Origin of the sequence: Hyphomicrobium nitrativorans NL23 (assembly GCF_000503895.1) — a bacterium.
Classification (GTDB): Bacteria; Pseudomonadota; Alphaproteobacteria; order Rhizobiales; family Hyphomicrobiaceae; genus Hyphomicrobium_C; species Hyphomicrobium_C nitrativorans.
Window position 1 is genome coordinate 2,694,085 of sequence record NC_022997.1, and the last position, 16,067, is coordinate 2,710,151.

Annotated in this window: 12 protein-coding genes; 3 read left to right on the forward strand and 9 right to left on the reverse strand. The window is 64.2% G+C overall.

The annotated features are described in order from the left end of the window. Nucleotides 1–32: 32 nt before the first annotated feature. The 3 genes from hutX to W911_RS12540 form a co-directional block, all read right to left on the reverse strand. Nucleotides 33–551, reverse strand: coding sequence for a heme utilization cystosolic carrier protein HutX (gene hutX / locus W911_RS12530; protein ID WP_023787920.1), 519 nt, complete (start codon nucleotides 549–551; stop codon nucleotides 33–35). Between the two features lie 5 nt (nucleotides 552–556). Next, nucleotides 557–895 carry a heme-degrading protein HmuQ gene (gene hmuQ, locus W911_RS12535; protein WP_023787921.1) on the reverse strand — a complete coding sequence of 113 codons (339 nt, stop codon included), beginning with the start codon at nucleotides 893–895 and terminating at the stop codon, nucleotides 557–559. A gap of 93 nt (nucleotides 896–988) precedes the next feature. Continuing rightward, nucleotides 989–3,223 (reverse strand): TonB-dependent hemoglobin/transferrin/lactoferrin family receptor, encoded by a 2,235-nt coding sequence (locus W911_RS12540; protein WP_023787922.1) that lies wholly within the window; start codon nucleotides 3,221–3,223, stop codon nucleotides 989–991. A 252-nt stretch (nucleotides 3,224–3,475) separates the two neighbouring features. Between W911_RS12540 and W911_RS12545 the strand changes: the two genes are divergently transcribed. From W911_RS12545 to W911_RS12555, 3 genes are read left to right on the forward strand one after another with little or no spacing between them, the layout of a single operon-like run. Further along, nucleotides 3,476–4,408 (forward strand): heme/hemin ABC transporter substrate-binding protein, encoded by a 933-nt coding sequence (locus W911_RS12545; RefSeq protein WP_041318665.1) that lies wholly within the window; start codon nucleotides 3,476–3,478, stop codon nucleotides 4,406–4,408. A gap of 3 nt (nucleotides 4,409–4,411) precedes the next feature. Then, nucleotides 4,412–5,497, forward strand: coding sequence for a FecCD family ABC transporter permease (locus tag W911_RS12550; protein ID WP_041316539.1), 1,086 nt, complete (start codon nucleotides 4,412–4,414; stop codon nucleotides 5,495–5,497). Continuing rightward, complete coding sequence (locus W911_RS12555; protein ID WP_023787925.1) at nucleotides 5,490–6,368, forward strand: heme ABC transporter ATP-binding protein; 879 nt, start codon at nucleotides 5,490–5,492, stop codon at nucleotides 6,366–6,368. The genes W911_RS12550 and W911_RS12555 overlap by 8 nt, the downstream gene beginning before the upstream one ends. Here the strand turns inward: W911_RS12555 and W911_RS12560 are convergent. From W911_RS12560 to W911_RS12585, 6 genes are all read right to left on the reverse strand, one after another. Continuing rightward, nucleotides 6,341–8,122 (reverse strand): metallophosphoesterase family protein, encoded by a 1,782-nt coding sequence (locus tag W911_RS12560; protein ID WP_023787926.1) that lies wholly within the window; start codon nucleotides 8,120–8,122, stop codon nucleotides 6,341–6,343. The two genes, W911_RS12555 and W911_RS12560, sit on opposite strands and share 28 nt — an antisense overlap. 17 nt (nucleotides 8,123–8,139) lie before the next feature. Then, on the reverse strand, nucleotides 8,140–11,214 hold the full coding sequence (locus W911_RS12565; protein WP_023787927.1) for an efflux RND transporter permease subunit: 3,075 nt from the start codon (nucleotides 11,212–11,214) through the stop codon (nucleotides 8,140–8,142). Continuing rightward, entirely contained in the window at nucleotides 11,211–12,263 is a 1,053-nt protein-coding gene (locus W911_RS12570; protein WP_023787928.1) for an efflux RND transporter periplasmic adaptor subunit, read from the reverse strand. Before W911_RS12570 ends, W911_RS12565 begins: the two co-directional genes overlap by 4 nt. An 80-nt stretch (nucleotides 12,264–12,343) precedes the next feature. After that, a complete protein-coding gene (locus tag W911_RS12575; protein ID WP_023787929.1) occupies nucleotides 12,344–13,798 on the reverse strand; it encodes a GntP family permease in 1,455 nt (484 codons plus the stop codon). 3 nt (nucleotides 13,799–13,801) lie between these two features. Then, a complete protein-coding gene (locus W911_RS12580) occupies nucleotides 13,802–14,836 on the reverse strand; it encodes a patatin-like phospholipase family protein (RefSeq protein ID WP_023787930.1) in 1,035 nt (344 codons plus the stop codon). A gap of 648 nt (nucleotides 14,837–15,484) precedes the next feature. Then, the gene (locus W911_RS12585) at nucleotides 15,485–16,039 is read right to left on the reverse strand and encodes a YciE/YciF ferroxidase family protein (RefSeq protein WP_023787931.1); all 555 of its coding nucleotides are present in this window, start codon (nucleotides 16,037–16,039) and stop codon (nucleotides 15,485–15,487) included. Nucleotides 16,040–16,067: the final 28 nt, after the last annotated feature.

Here is a 16,067-nt window from a genome sequence, read left to right on the forward strand (position 1 = left end):
CCTGCCTCTCGCACCCTGCCCCTTCTCGCGCCCTACCGGGAAAGTTCGCCGCGAAGCGCATCGAAGCGGGCAACCTGATCGGCAATCAGATTGCGCGCTTCGTCCCGGCGTACGAAGATCTTGAACATCGCCTCGCCGTCCTCGCTGAAGAACTGGACCGAGCGGGACTCGCGCCCCATGAAGGGGCGAGAGACGAACGCGATCGTCTTGCAGCCTTCGGCGCGGATATGCCCGCCGATGGGGCTGTCGCCGTGGATGTTGTAGTACCCGCGGCCGAACGTTCCCGGCGGAAGCACGCCCTCGCATTCGAGAACGATGTGGCGCGTGTGCACGATGAACAGGATCGCTCCCCACTCGCCGATTGCCGCCATCACGTCGGCGAAGCGTGTGCCATCGACGAGCGCGCGGTGCTCGCCAGGGAGCGCCCGAACGACATCGAGCGTGCTTACGCCGTACTCGGCCGCGATCTGCTCCAGGATGCCATCGGCGTTCCGGGCGAGACGCTCGGCCAGCGGCGGACGAGGCGACGCGGTCTCAGAGGTCCCGGTCATGCCGCTTATGCCGCAACGACGCGTTTTCCGTCGGACGTGACGGTTTGCAGCACTGTGAAGCCTTCGAACTCGGGATGGCCCTGGTAGAGCGGCTTGCTGCCGCCGGCGCCCGAGTGGGCCTTCCGGAACTGCTCGGATTTCGTCCATGCCTCGAAATCGGCGTGGGAGCGCCAGATCGTGTGCGAGGAATAGAGCACGTAATCTTCCCGCTCGGGGCCCTTCAGGAGATGAAATTCGACGAACCCGTCGAGTTCATCAAGGTGCGTCTCGCGCGACAGCCAAACGTTCTCGAAATCCTTCTCCGAACCTTTAAGCACCTTGAAGCGGTTCATTGCGATGAACATTGGAACTTTCTCCTCACACTGGAACAGGCGGGACCGCGGCCGACATTGTCGCTGGCCGCGGCTCCCTATTCTTTCGCCGCCGGAGCGGTCCGTTCAGTTCGACGCACCGAACCGCATCGTGAGCCCTGCGCGCGCGCTGAAGCCCGGGCTGTTGTACTGGTCAAGGTGCTGGCGGTACGTCTGGTCGAACAGATTGTCAATGTTGACGTTCAATGTCACGTTATCTGTCGCTTCATATTGCGCGAAGAGATCGACGACATTGTAGGAGTCGGCATGCCTCATGGCAGCGTTCTCGCCCTCGATGAAGCGATCCTGCGCAGCGACGAAGCGGACGCGACCACCCGCGACGAGCTTATCGTCGAAGGCCCTGAAGCCCGCAGTGACCGTAACCTGATCGGCAGGCACCGTGCGCAAGCCTTCGCCCGTATCCTCGTTCTTGCCGCGAATGTGATGTGCGCCAAGCCCCGCGAACCAGGCACCGGCATCATAGAGGGCCTCGAATTCGATGCCTTCGAGCGTGGCGTTGCTGATGTTTCGATACTGGACGTAATCGTCCATCAAGATCGGTAGGAACGACGTCGGGAAACAGGACACAGGGGGGCCCGCGGGGCGCACGCATCCTGGGCGATTGAACAGCAAGTAGCCGTCGATCGGACCCGGCACGCTCACCATGTCGATGTAATCTTCAACCTCGTTACGGAACGCCGTCACTTTGGCCCGGAACCTGTCACCCGTGGACAGCACGTTATCAAACTTGAAATTGACGCCACCTTCGACGTTCTGCGCAACTTCAGGTTTCAGATCCGGGTTGGGGCGCAGCTCGAAGTTTGCGAAGCCGGGATGGAAGCCGGTAATGAGCGTTTCGGACAGCGCAGGAGCGCGGAAGCCCTCGGCCCAGGTGCCGAAGACGGTGACGCCCTGCACAGGCGTGACGCCGACCGTGATTTTGGGCGAGACATGCTCGTCCTGGACGTTGACGCCGTTGCCGTCGAGTTCATAGCTGTCGTACCGCAGCGCGCCGATCACGTCGACGACGTCGAAGAACGTGATCTTGCTCTGGACGAAGCTCCCCCAGATGTTGCGCTCTCCCGATGGCGTGAATTCGTCGCCGCTGCCGGAGGGATCAACCGTATTCACGGTATCGCGGAAGCCATCGACGCCGTATGTCAGCGCAACGTCCACGCCACTTGAGAGTGGAAAGCGTGACGTGTTGAACACATCGAAGCCTTCCGTTTCGGTGTTGAAGCCTCGCTGTGCACCGACGGGAAATGTTCCAGGCGTAACGAAGCACGGCGCGCCGACCGGAAGGAACCCGTTCAAGTTGTTCGCCGCCAAGTGCGCAGGCGTGCAGGGCACGCTTCCGGCGAGAGGCGTGGGCGAAAAGAACGTCGCATTACCGCCTGTAAGCCGGGTTTGGTCGAGTGCGGTCTCGTTGCGGTAGATTTTGCTGCTGAAATCGATCAGCGGATTGGTCGGGCTCTGGAAGGTGTAGCCCAGCGTGTATTGACGGTTGTCGACGCCGGTGTCGTATTGCGTGCCGCCACTCTCAACTTCGTCGATGAACGCGGAGTTATAGTCGATAAGCGACGCCGTGATCTGGTGGCCTTCTGCGGGACGAACGCGGAACTTCACCAGTTTCGAATCCGTCTCGTCGTTCGAGCCGGGAACCTTATTGCCGCTGCCATCCTCGTAGTCGCCATTCCGCCGGGCGTTGAACTGGCCGAGAATATCGAAGTTCCCCACCTTGACGGCCGCTGTGCCGCTGCCGAGTTTTTCGTCGCCGTTCGTGCCGTAGCTCCCGCGTCCGCGCACGGCAGCGTACTCGCCGGGCCTTAGAATATCGTCGGCATCGAGCGTTTCGAAGGCCGCGACGCCGCCGATGGCACCGGAGCCATAGATCGTCGCGGTGGGGCCGCGCGTGATGTCCACGCGCTTGATCATTTCCGGCTCGATGTAAAACACGCCATTGGCGCTGTGGCCGCTGCGCTGGAAGTTCTGGCGCGCGCCGTCCACGAGGACGTTCACCCGTCCGAAGTCCTGAAGGCCGCGAATATTGACAGCGGTCGCCGTGTCGCGCGCCGTCTCCTGCGTCGTCACGCCCGGGATGGTGCGCAGAATTTCCGATACGCGATCCGCATTGAACTGCTCGTCCATTGTCGCCCGATCGACCGCACTCGATCCCGACAGCGCGTCGATCCAGCTTTCCTCGGTTTTCGTCGAGGTTACGACGATGCCGTCGAGTTGAATTTCGTCCGCTACCGCATGGCTCCCGGCCACACCCAAGAGAACAGCCGCCATCAGCAGCCGCGACGACGCGCGCTTCGACATATCAAGAGAACTCCAATGTAGTCCCGGCTTGCACCTGTCGCGCCCGCTTAAACGCAGGCTTCACAGCAGGTGTCCCTTCGGACCGATCAACCCGAACGCCAGGGCACGGGCCTCCCGATCCGCGTCCGACTTGCTATCCGTATATTTCCTGATTATTTTCGTCAATATTGGCGGATCACGATTTCCATGGGTGTTGCAGATTGATCGCAATCTGCCGCGGCCCTGCTCCGCATGACAAAAAGGATGATCGCAATGTTCGTTCGGCCAAGGCCCACCGCTTGCGCGCTCGCACGTGCAGCTTTCCTGCTCCTCGCCTCGGTATCGGTGTCCGCACCGTCTCATAGCGCAGAGATGTCCGCGCGCGACACCTCCCGCATCGTGTCGGTCGGCGGCGACGTGACGGAGATTCTTTACGAGCTTGGGCTCGGCGATAACGTGGTCGCCATCGACACGACGAGCGTGTTTCCTCCGCAAATTCCTTCCGAGAAGAAGAGCGTCGGATACATGCGCGCCCTCTCATCCGAGGGCGTTCTCGCCGTTCGGCCGACGCTCATTCTCGCCACAGACAAAGCCGGTCCGCCCGAAGTCGTCGCGGCGCTCAAGGCATCGTCGACGCCTTTCATCACGATAGACGGTCCCGACACACCCGAAGGCGTCGCCGAAAAGGTGAAGCAAGTCGCAGCAATCGTAGGAAAGGAAGAGGCCGGGGAAACACTGGCTCAGCGTATTCGCACCGAGTTCGAGGCCGCGGCGGATGCGCGTAAGACGATCGCGAAACCGATCAAGGCGCTGTTTCTCCTCTCAGTGCAGAGCGGGCGCGCGTTGGCGGGCGGCCGGAACACAGCGGCCGATGCGATGCTCGCGCTTGCGGGCGCCGAAAACGTCGTGAACTCGTTCGACGGATACAAGCCGCTTTCGGGCGAAGCCGCACTCGCGCTTGCGCCGGACGCGATCATCGTCATGAAAGCCGCGCCCGGCCACCGCACGGCCGAAGCCAGTGGTCCGATCGCGACGGAAATCGCCGCCATTACCGGGCTTGCCAACACGCCGGCCGTCAAAGACGGACGCATCATCGAATTCGACGGCAGCCTGATGCTGCAGTTCGGTCCGCGCGCACCACAAGCCGCTCATGACCTGATGCATATCCTTTACCCCGACCTCGTACCCACGCGCCGGATCAACTGACGGATGCTGAAACCGACACCAGCGGAGGACCTCCGCACACACACCCGCTCCGCGCGTGACCGGACGAGGTCCCGCGGCCTCATCGTGCTTGGGATGGCTTTCCTGCTCACGGCGTTTCTTTCGCTCTCCGTGGGACCGAGCGGTATCACTCTTCTCTCCCTCCCCCAGGTGATCGCCGAGGTCACGGGATATTCGGCGGGGACGGGCGGGCACGAGGCCCTCGTGCTGCTGGACATCCGGCTGCCGAGAACGCTGCTTGCCATGTATGTGGGGGCGGCGCTCGCCGTTTCGGGCGCGATCATGCAAGGCATGTTCCGTAACCCACTTGCGGATCCCGGACTGATCGGCGTCTCCTCCGGCGCCGCGCTGTTCGCGGTGGCCATGATCGCATTCGGAGATGCGTATCTGCCAGCGATCAAAGCCGCGCTCGGGGTGCATGCTCTTCCGGTCGCGGCGTTCGTCGGCGGGCTTGGCGCGACGGCCCTGCTTGTCGGCCTCACCAACGGGCGACGAGTAATTTCAACCGGCACGCTTTTGCTTGCGGGCGTGGCGCTCGCGGCGCTGGCCTCGGCGCTCATGGGGGTCGTCGCTTACCTCTCAGACGACCGTGCGCTGCGCGATCTCACGCTCTGGACACTCGGAAGCCTCGCGGGCGCGAGTTGGAGCAAGGTGATCGGCACGCTGCCGTTCGCCCTCGTTCTGGCGCTTCTTCTGCCCCGACTGATCCGGGACCTCAACGGACTGCTGCTCGGCGAGGCCGAGGCCTATCACCTCGGCGTTAACGTGCAGCGCGCCAAGATGCTGATCGTGTTCGTCACCGCAGGCGCTGTGGGCGCAGCCGTCGCGGTTGCAGGCATCGTCGGCTTTATCGGCATCGTGACGCCGCACATCATTCGCCTCGTCGCAGGGCCGGACCATCGCTTCCTGCTTCCGGCAAGCGCACTCCTCGGCGGCACGCTGGCTGTGGCGGCCGACATGGTGGCGCGCGTCGCCGTCGCGCCTGCGGAGCTTCCGCTCGGCATTATAACGGCACTGATCGGCGCGCCCTTCTTCCTCCATCTCGTCTTGCGGAGGGGTGCGCATGGCTAACGTGAAATCTCCGGCCATCGAGGCTTGCGGCTTACGTTTCGAAATCTCCGGCAAGCGGCTCGTGGACGATGTCAGCCTCGCAATTCCTGCGGGACGCATGGTCGGCATTCTGGGACCGAACGGCGCGGGCAAATCCACGTTCTTGAAACTCGCGACCGGCGAACTCAGGCCGACCGCGGGGCGAATTCTATTCGACGGCGTACCGCTCGCCCAAGCTCATCCCGCACTTCTCGCCCGCCGCCGCGCCGTCGTGCCCCAGTCGTCACAGCTCACGTTCTCGTTCTCCGCGCTCGAAGTGGTGACGCTCGGCGCCTCCGTTCCGGGGTTTGGGCTTTCGGACGATCACAGCCGCGCCGCGGAATGGGCGCTCGACCGGGTCGGGCTCGCTCATCTCGCTGCGCGAGCCTATACGGATCTCTCCGGAGGCGAGCGCCAGCGCGTCCATATCGCACGCGCCATGTGCCAGCTCGCGACGGCACCTCCGAGCCCTGGCGAAACGTTGCTCCTGCTCGTCGACGAGCCGACCTCAAACCTCGACATCGGACACCAACGCCGCGTGCTCGGGGCGCTGCGCGAGGCGGCGACCGAAGGGGCGGCCGTGCTTGCCGTTTTGCACGACATCAATCTTGCTGCCGGATACTGCGACACCCTGGCGCTGATGCGCGAAGGCCGCCTGATTGCGCATGGGGCGCCAGACGAGATCGTTCGCGACGATCTTCTTTCACACACCTACGGATGCGCCCTCGACGCCAACCAGACACCCTCGCGGACACCTTTCGTGCTGCCCATTACGCGAGACGCCCCGGAGCCCGCGACGCCCGTGTTCACCTCCTCCGCCCGCCATCATGCCTCGGATGTGTCTTCAGGGTAGGCGGTGGCCTCGGCATCGGGCACGACGACGGTCTCCGTCGCCGTCACCCAGATGCGGCCTGTTTCGCCCCAGGCCATCTCATGCAGGTGGAAAAGCCCGGGTCCGTACTTCGTGTCATGCGCTCCCAGGGTCGATGAGGGCACGGAGCAAAGTTGCAGCGCGCCGCACATTCCGACCCAGTTCCGGTGGCGGTGACCGTGCAGCACGACGGCCTGACGCGCGCGCGCGCCGATCGACGCGAGCAGATCGGGGGCATTGATCAGAGAAAGCCCGAACCTCTCCTTGAGGGGGATGCCGAACGCGGCGTACTCGATGACCTGGTGATGGAGCGCGAGCAACCACCTGGCCTCACCATGCCGTTCTAACAGGCGCTCCAGCGCCTGAAGTTGCCGCGGCTCGATGGCCCCTATGCCATTGGTCAGCGCCATGTGGCTATCCGTGCATGAGTTGAGCAGGATCACGCCGGGCCGGCCGCCGGTGCCGGGCGGCACCACCATGGGGAACAGATCGCGCCAAAGCTGAGAGACCAGCCAGCGTCCGCGGACGTTTCCATCTCGTGCGAGCGCCTGCAGCCGGTGCAGTCTTTCTCCGTCGCGCAATGCCTCGCGGAGGGTTTGTTTCAGCTCGCCGGTGCGGGAGCATACGAGGCGTACGCGCTCGCCTTGAACCTGATCGGCCGCCACGATGAAGCGGAGCTTGCGCAAGGCGAGCCCGGCGCTCCATGGCATTTCCAAACGTCCGGCATTCCATCGGTCGCAGATGTTGACGTCGTGATTTCCGGGCAGGATCAGGACCCGCTCGCGGAGCGCAGCGTTCGCGTCGATCTGTTCGAGAAACTCCACCCATTCGGCACGCGCGCCGGTGTCCGTCACGTCTCCCGTGATCAGGATCACGTCAAACGGCGCCGTCCGGTCCATTTCCGCAAGGTGCGCGGCCGTCGCCTGCCAGCGCGCGTTTCCCTGCGGCCCGCGCGTTCCAGGCTCCATCCGGAAGTCGTGGCGGCTCCCGACGAGATGCAGGTCGGACAGGTGCGCGACACGCAGGACACCTTGCGATTCCGGCACGTGCGCCTTGTCCTTCGCAAGTTCCGGAGGCGGCACGCTCAACTCGCGCCACGTCCAGTAGAGACTGGCGACAACAGTCGAGAACGCAAGCACCATGAGGCCGTCGATCACAGCGGCCCTGACGATCATCCGCGGACTTGCCGTCGCGAGCGAGACGCTCACGATCCCCGTCGTCAGAATGAGCGTCGTGGCGATGGCGAGAGAGAGGCCCGCGAACAGACCTCCCGACACGATGGTTCCCAACCTGCGGCGCGCCATCAGGTCAGCGAGGGTGGCATGGGGACCAAGCCACCTTTCGCCCGCGATCTTCACCGCCTCCCGCACCAGAACGAAGATCGGGAACACCAGGGTGTAGTGGAGCTTCCAGAGGCTGCGCGCGGCCGACGCATAGCGCATCCGCCCCCATTTGTACGCGACGAGCGCCAAGGCCGCGATGACGAGACCCGCCCAAAGCGGCTCGGACCAAAGCTGCCGCACGGACGTCATCACGAGCGTGCCGTATGTTTGGAGCAACGAGGGAACGAGCCCAACGAGGAATGCCGGCAGAAGCACCAGCGCAACGAATGCGAGTGCGGCCTGCACGACGTTGAACTCGAACAATGCCGACATCACAATCGCGCGCATGCCGCGACCGCCGGGGCTCATCCGATCGTCGTCCGCGTCGCCCTTCCGAAGATCCCAGATCGCCATGTTTTTCCCCTCGTGCGTTACGCCGGCACCGTGGCGGGATCGGCGGGCGCGGCCTCGGGCTCCTTGCCGCCGAACCATGCCACGTAGAGCGTCGGCAGAAAGACCAGCGTCAGGATCGTCGCCACCAGAAGACCGCCCATGATCGCGAACGCCATCGGTCCCCAGAAGACGGTCGGCGCGATGGGGATCATGCCGAGCACGGTCGAGATCGCCGTCAGCATGATCGGGCGGAAGCGGGCGCTGCTTGCGTCCACGGCCGCCTGCCACACGTCTTTGCCAGCAGCGCGCTCAGCCTCGATCTGCCCGATCAGGATCACCGCATTTTTCGTGATCATGCCGAGGAGCGCAAGAATGCCGAGGATGGCGACGAAGCCGAGCGGCCGCCCCGAGACGAGGAGCGCGGCCACCACACCGATCAATCCCAGCGGCCCGACGGTGAGCACGAGCGCGAGCCGTTGGAAACTTTGGAGTTGCAGCATCAAAATCGTGAACATCAGCAGCAGCATCACCGGCACGACGGCCATCACGGAGGCCTGCGACTTCGCACTTTCCTCGACGGTTCCTCCGACGGCTATCCGATACCCCTTGGGCAACGTGCCGGCGAGCGCATCTATGCCGGGTGCGAGTGCGCTCACGACGGTGTCCGGAAGCACGCCAGGCTTGACGTCCGCCTGCACGGTCAGCGTCGGCACGCGGTCGCGGCGCCACACCAGCGGTTGATCCTGCTCGTATTCGAACGTCGCGAACTGACCGAGCGGCACCGTGCGTCCGCCGGGCAGCGGCACCTGCAGGTGGCGCAGGGTTGCGAGCGACACCCGCTGCTCCTCCCGCGCCCGCGCGATGACATCGACGAGATAGATGTCGTCGCGCACTTGCGTCACGGGGCGACCGCTGATCACGGTGTTGAGCACGCCGGCCAGCGCCTCGGAACTGAGCCCCAGAAGACGGGCCTCATTCTGGTCCACGCGGATGCGGACTTGCCGCGTCGGCTCGATCCAGTCGTAGTTCACGCTTGCCGCGTCCGGATTGGATGCGACGATGGCGGCGAGCTTAAGCGATATTTCGCGGATAATGCCGATGTCGGGTCCGCTAACGCGATACTGCACGGGCCATCCGACCGGCGGACCGAGTTCCAACGGCGCGACGCGGCTCACGAGACCGGGAAACTCGTCGGCAAGGAGGCGCTCAAGCTTTTCCTGCAAGCGTTTGCGGGCCGCGACATCCTTCGCCACGATGACTGCCTGCGAAAAGAATTCGTTCGGAAGCTGCACGTCGAGCGGCAGGTAGAAACGGATGGCGCCGCGGCCGACGTAGGTGCTCCAGCGCGCGACGTCGGGATCGTCCTTCAGCGCCGCATCGAACCGGCGCGCCACGCTGTCGCTCGCGTAGATCGACGCGTTCTGCGGCAGCCCGAGGTCGACCATCAGCTCCGGCCGATCGGAGGAAGGGAAAAACTGGCGCGGGATGAGTGACATGGCGAGCAGCGCCACGACAAACAGGCCGACGGTGCCGCCGACGGTCAGCCACCTGGCCCGCATCGCCGACGTCAGAAGATTGCGGTAGGTCCGGAAAACGAAGCCGGGTTTCTCATCCTCTCCTGCTTTCTTTTCCGGCACCTTCAGAATGGCGACGCCCATCAAGGGCGCAAAGAGAACCGCGACAAACCACGATACGACAAGCGCAATAGCCACCACGGCGAACAGCGAGAAGGTGTACTCGCCTGCTGAGCTGGCCGCGAAGCCGACCGGCACAAAGCCCGCAATAGTCACCAACGTGCCGGCCAACATCGCGAACGCATACGTGCGGAACGCGAACGTTGCCGCCTCGACCTTGCCGTCGCCCTCAGCTAATCGGCTCAGCATCGCGTCGGTCGTCGTCATGGCGTCGTCCACGAGCAGCGCGAGCGCTATGATGAGCGCTCCGAGCGAGATGCGCTGCATGTCGATGCCCGAAAGATCCATGATCGAAAATACGACAGCGAGCGTCAGCGGGATCGAGAGCGCGATGACGAGGCCCGGCCGTACGCCGAGGCTGATGAAACTCACGGCCAGGATGATGGCGACCGCCTGCCACAGCGACGTCATAAATTCCGAAATCGCCCCCTCGACGGTCACGGCCTGATCCGCCACGAGCATCGGTTCGATGCCGATCGGAAGATTGGCCGTCAGCTCTGCCATGGCCGCCTTGACGGCCTTGCCGAGTGCGAGAATGTCGCCGCCGTCCCGCATGGCGATGGCCAGACCTATGGCGGGCGCACCGTCGACGCGAAAGAACGGTTGCGGCGGATCGGCGTACCCTCGCCTCACCTCCGCGATGTCGGCGAGGCGCAGCAGGCGGCCCCCCACCGCAAAGTTGAGTTCCCGGAGATCGCGCTCGGATTCAAAGCCGCCAGACACGCGCACCGACAGGCGCTCGTCGCCGGTTTGAATCGTTCCGGCGGGCTGCACCACGTTCTGGGCGTGAAGGGCTGCCAGAAGCGCGGCGCGGTCGATGCCGAGGCTCGCCAGCTCCTTGATCGAAAACTCGACGAAGATCTTTTCGTCCTGGGCGCCGAGGACCTCGATCTTGGACACGTCCGGCACCTGCAGGAGGCGCGAGCGCACGGCGTCCACATAGTCGCGCAATTCCCGATGGGTGAAGCCGTCGGCCGTGAAACCGTAGATGATGCCGAAGGTATCGCCGAAATCGTCGTTGAATCCGGGGCCCACAATGCCCGCGGGAAGGGTATGGCGGATATCGCCCACGCTGTTGCGTACGTGGTACCAGATGTCGGCCACCTCCGGCGCCGTCGTGTCGCCTTCGAGGTTGACGAAAATGGTCGTGACGCCGGCGGTCGTGTAGCTGCGGAGAAAATCGAGCTTCGGGGTCTCTTGCAGCTTGCGCTCCAATCGCTCCGTCACCTGGCGCAGCGTGTCCTCGATCGAAGCGCCCGGCCAGGCCGCCTGCACGACCATGGTCTTGATGACGAACGTCGGGTCTTCGCTGCGGCCAAGGCGATTATAGGCGGCAAGGCCTGCCAGCACGGCGATGATCATGAAATAGACGACGACCGAGCGATGCCGGAGGGCCCATTCGGAGAGATTGAACCTCATGGCGACGATCCGAGGAGACGGACCTCCTGTCCGGGATGAAGCGCCTGCACGCCAGCAGTGACGACCACCTCACCGGTGTCGAGCCCCTGCGAGATCGTGACCGTTGCGGGCTCGAAGCGGAGCACGTCGACGTTGCGCATCGACACCGTGCGCGTCTCGGGATCGACAATCCAGACCGCTGGCTGCTGCTCGCTTCTCGTCAGCGCCGAGGCCGGGATCTCGATGATCGCGCCGGAGGCCATCGTTACGCGCCCTGTCACCGTCGCTCCGAGACGCATGGCTTCGGGCGGATCGGTGAGCCCAACCTTGACTTCGAAGGTTCGCATCACCGGGTCCGCCTGGGGCGCGACCTCGCGGACGCGACCCATCGCGGTGACCGTCGGGGCTTCCGTGAGAAACACCGAGATCTCCGGATCGCCCGGCACCGTGCGCAACACGTTTGCGGGGACGTCGAAAACCGCATCGCGGCCATCCTTGCGCGCGAGGCGTACGATGGCCTGACCGGCCTGGACGACCTCACCTGCGCCCGGCCCCGCATCCGTGACCGTGCCCGGCGCATCCGCTTTCAGTTCGGTGAAGCCCACGAGATCGTGCGCGGCCTTGAGTTCCGCTTCCGCCGCTTCCACCGCCTGCTCGGCCGTGCGGCGCGCCTTCTCCGCCTGGTCGTAGATGGCGCGCGTGGTCCAGCCTTGTCCGATGAGGGTTTCCTGGCGCTCGTAGTGATTTCTTGCCTGTGTGAGTTGTGCCTGCGCTGTCGCGAGACCGGCTTGGGCGACACGCAGCGCATTCATCTCGTTCTGGGATTCGAGGCGAACCAAAACCTGGCCCGCAACGACGCGCTGGCCGCGGCTCACGCTGTTCTCCAGCACCCGGCCGGCGATGCGGAAACCGAGGATCGCCTCGTCATCGGCCTCGATGCGTCCGGTCAGCGTGATCGGCGTTCCCGCTTCCCGCTTCTCGACCGTCACGGCGCGAACGGGTCGCGGCTCCGGCGTCGCCGCTTCGGGTTCGGCTCCGCAACCTGCCAGCAGCAGGGGGACTGCAGCCATGGAAATACCGAGCTTGGGCCATCCGCATCGTACCCGTCGCGTCCGGACGCTCGCCATCATGACCGCAACCCTCCCTTGCCTCAGAATGCACCGGCCACGGACCCGATGCCGATCACCGCGACGAGCGCGATGAGGGCGCCTACGATCGCGACCATCACGATATCGAAATAGCTTTCGCGATGACTTGCACCGCAGACGGCGAGCAGCGTGACCACGGCGCCGTTGTGCGGGAGGCTATCGAGCGTGCCGGAGCTGATCACAGCCACGCGATGCATGAGGGCGGGGTCGATGCCGGCATCGAGCGCCATCGCCTTGTAAACCTCGCCCAGCGCATCGAGCGCGATGGTCATGCCACCCGATGCCGAACCCGTCAGCGCCGCCAGGACGTTCGTCGCAACGGCGAGCGAGACCAGCGGACCTCCCTCCATCGCGAGCAGTGCGTCGCGAACGGCAGCGAATGCGGGCAACGCAGCCACGACCGCGCCGAAACCGACGAGGCTCGCGACGCTGACGGCCGGCAGAACAGACGCGTTAGCGCCAGCGTCCATGGTGTCGCGCAACGCCGGCAGGCGGCGATGGTTGATGGAGATGACCGCCACGATGGCGGCCACAAGCGCCGTCACGACCGACCACACACCGCCGACACCGGCGAGTGTCGTCTCGCCCCAGCGTTCTTCGGCGAGGAAGGACACGTCGAGGCTGGGAAGGACGAACTGAGACATTACGAGGTTGACGGCTATGACGATGCCGAGCGGCAGCATCGCGAGCGCAATCGGCGGACGCGTCGGACTTGGCTGGCCGCGCGACAGCTCGGCGGGGTCGAACTCGCGGGCCACGGTGCCGAGTTCGCGGACCAGAAGATCGTCGGCGGGGGTCGCATCGACTTTCGGCGGATCTTCCCCGAAACCCTCGCCCGCACGTTTGGCGCGCTCCTCCGCGCCTTTCAGCCACCACATGCCGAAGCCGAGCATGATCAGCGACGCGATCAAGCCCAGACCCGGCGCCGCGAACGGTGTCGTGCCGAAGAACGGCATCGGGATCGCGTTCTGGATCGACGGCGTTCCCGGCAGCGCCGACATCGTGAAGGTGGACGTGCCGAGCGCGATGGCGGCGGGCATGAGACGGCGCGGCACGTTGGCGGCACGGAACAGGGCAACCGCCATCGGGGCCAGCACGAAGAACGCAACGAACAGGCTGACGCCGCCATAGGTCACGAGCGCGCCCGCCAGGACGACGGCGAGGACCGCACGTTTCGGGCCGAGTTTCTCGGTCATGAAGTCCGCGATCGTGGCAACCGAACCGCTGTCGTCCATGAGCTTTCCGAACAGCGCCCCAAGAAGAAACAACGGGAAGAACTGCGCGAAGAAGCCCGCGGCACTCGTCATGAACGTCTGCGTCCAGTGCGCGAGAAGCGGTTCGGCCGCAAAGGCGGCCGCGACCAACGCGGCGACGGGCGCGAGGAGGAGGATGCTCCATCCCCGATAGGCAAGCCCGATCATCAAGAAGAGACCGACGAGGATACCGAGCAGACCCATGGATCAGACTCCCTCCAACAAGACGTCGAGGTCAACGGTGGAGCGCTTGCCGATGTGCTTGCCGTCCCGGGTCAGGAACTCGTCCGCCGCCTTGCGCCCCTCGCTGTGCAGCCACGAGATGAAGTCCCACTCAGCATTGAGCTTGGACGAGTAGCCGAGTTCGCTCATCAGACCGTTTCGCACGAGGTGGATCCGCATTCGGGCCCAGCGCGCACCCTCGCTGTTGCCAGCATCGACCACCTTGCGCAGCAGGGCGATCATGCGCAGCTCCTTGAGAAGCACGGCGTTGAACGACACTTCGTTGAGGCGATTCAGGATGTCGCGCGCGCTGCTCGGCGTGCCGGGACGTTCGACGGGGTTGATCGGAATGAGGATGGTGTCGTCGGAATCCAGTTCGCGCACCAAGGGCGTCATGGTCGGATTGCCGGAATAGCCGCCGTCCCAATAGGATTCGCCATCAATCTCGATGGCCTGGAACAGCGTCGGCAGGCAGGCGGAAGCCAAGAGCACGTCCGGCGTAATGTCCGCATTGCGAAACACGCGTCCACGCCCAGTGCGCACGTTGGTTGCGGTGATGAACAGGCGGATCGGAGACGAGCGCAGACGCTCGAAATCGATCATCTCGCTCAGAATGTCGCGCAGCGGATTGGCGTTGCCCGGATTGAGATCGTAGGGCGAGAACAGCCGCGACAGCAGATCCATTCCGATGAACACCGGCGAGTTGTCGAGTGTCCATTTGCCGAGCACCCTGTCTAGCGGGCCGCGCTGGAACGGACTGAAGCGCGCCGCGTCCGAAATGCCGCGCCAGAAAGCCGCCAATGCCTCACGCGCGCCTTCCGCACCGCCTGCCGCATACCCGTCTGCCAGAACGGCAGCGTTCATCGCGCCTGCGGACGTGCCGGATATGCCGTCGATCTTGAAACGGGTGTCTTCGAGGAGGCGGTCCAGAACGCCCCAGGTGAACGCGCCATGCGATCCCCCGCCCTGGAGCGCGAGATCGATCGGGACAGGCTTGGAAGAGGATGCGCTTTTGGTCATCCCTGCCTGCGTCCTCTGTCGCGGCTCCCGCCCCACCGGGAATTGTCATCTGTGATACGAATGAGCGTACACACGCGCCGGCTCTTCGACGATGCGTGTGCTGAGACGTAGTTAATCGACAGTGTGCGCGTCAGGCAAGGCGGCCGTTGCAGCCGTCATCCTTTCTCGATGGGAGGCAAGGTCATCCGAAATTCTATCGAGGCGGCGGACGCCGACAATCGTCACGGTTGCGAAGTTGCAGGCTCGAACGCGCCGCGTGAAACTGTCTCGCCCCGGAGATCGATTTCTCCGAGGCTGCTATCGACCGCCTAGGGCGTTTTCCGATCCGTTTCATCGGATCGGACGCTCTATATCTTTGATGCGACCGATGATTCACGCTTCGGACTTTCTCCGCGCTGCCGATTCACGCCGCGCCGGGTAGGCGGCGCGGCGATCGGAGCAGCTAGGGTCCAAAGCGATCATGGCCACTTTCGTCAGACCGATGATTCACGCTTCAGGCTGGTAGGGCCTGAAGCGATCATGGTCTCTTGAGCTAGACCGATGATTCACGCTTCGGACTGATAGGGTCCAAAGCGATCATGGTCACTTGAGTTAGACCGATGATTCACGCTTCGGACTGATAGGGTCCGAAGCGATCATGGTCTGGGTTTAGGCTGAGGCGTGGCGGTTGCCCGTGCTCTTCTTCTTCGAAGACGCTTTGCCCTTGGGCGCTTCGCCGCCCTGTCCGGCGCGCGCATTGATCTCGGACTCTGCAAGCTTCGACAGTTTGGCGTCGGTCTGCTTTTCTTCTTCGAGCGTCTCTCTCAGAAGGTCTCCCGCGTCCGACATTCCGAGTTTGTCGGCCCAGGCCGCCAAGGTGCCATAGCGAGCGATCTCGTAATGCTCGACGGCCTGAGCCGCGCTCAGCATCCCGGCATCGCGGACGGTGTCGTCTTCTGCCTCCTCGATGATTTCCCCGGCTTCCTCGGCGAGGCCGTCGATTGCAGGGCAGCGCTTGCCGCGCGCCGCCTTGCCGACCATTTCAAAAATTCGTTCCAGACGCTCGACTTGGCCTTCCGTCTGTTCGATGTGCTCCTCGAAAGCCGCCGCAAGCCGCGAGGAACTCGCCTTCTTCGCCATTTTCGGCAGGTTCTTTAAGATCGCTTTTTCAGCGTAGTAGACGTCTCTCAATGTCGCTTCAAAGAGCTTTTCGAGCGTGTCCATAGGCAATACTCCGGAGGTTGAGCGGTGG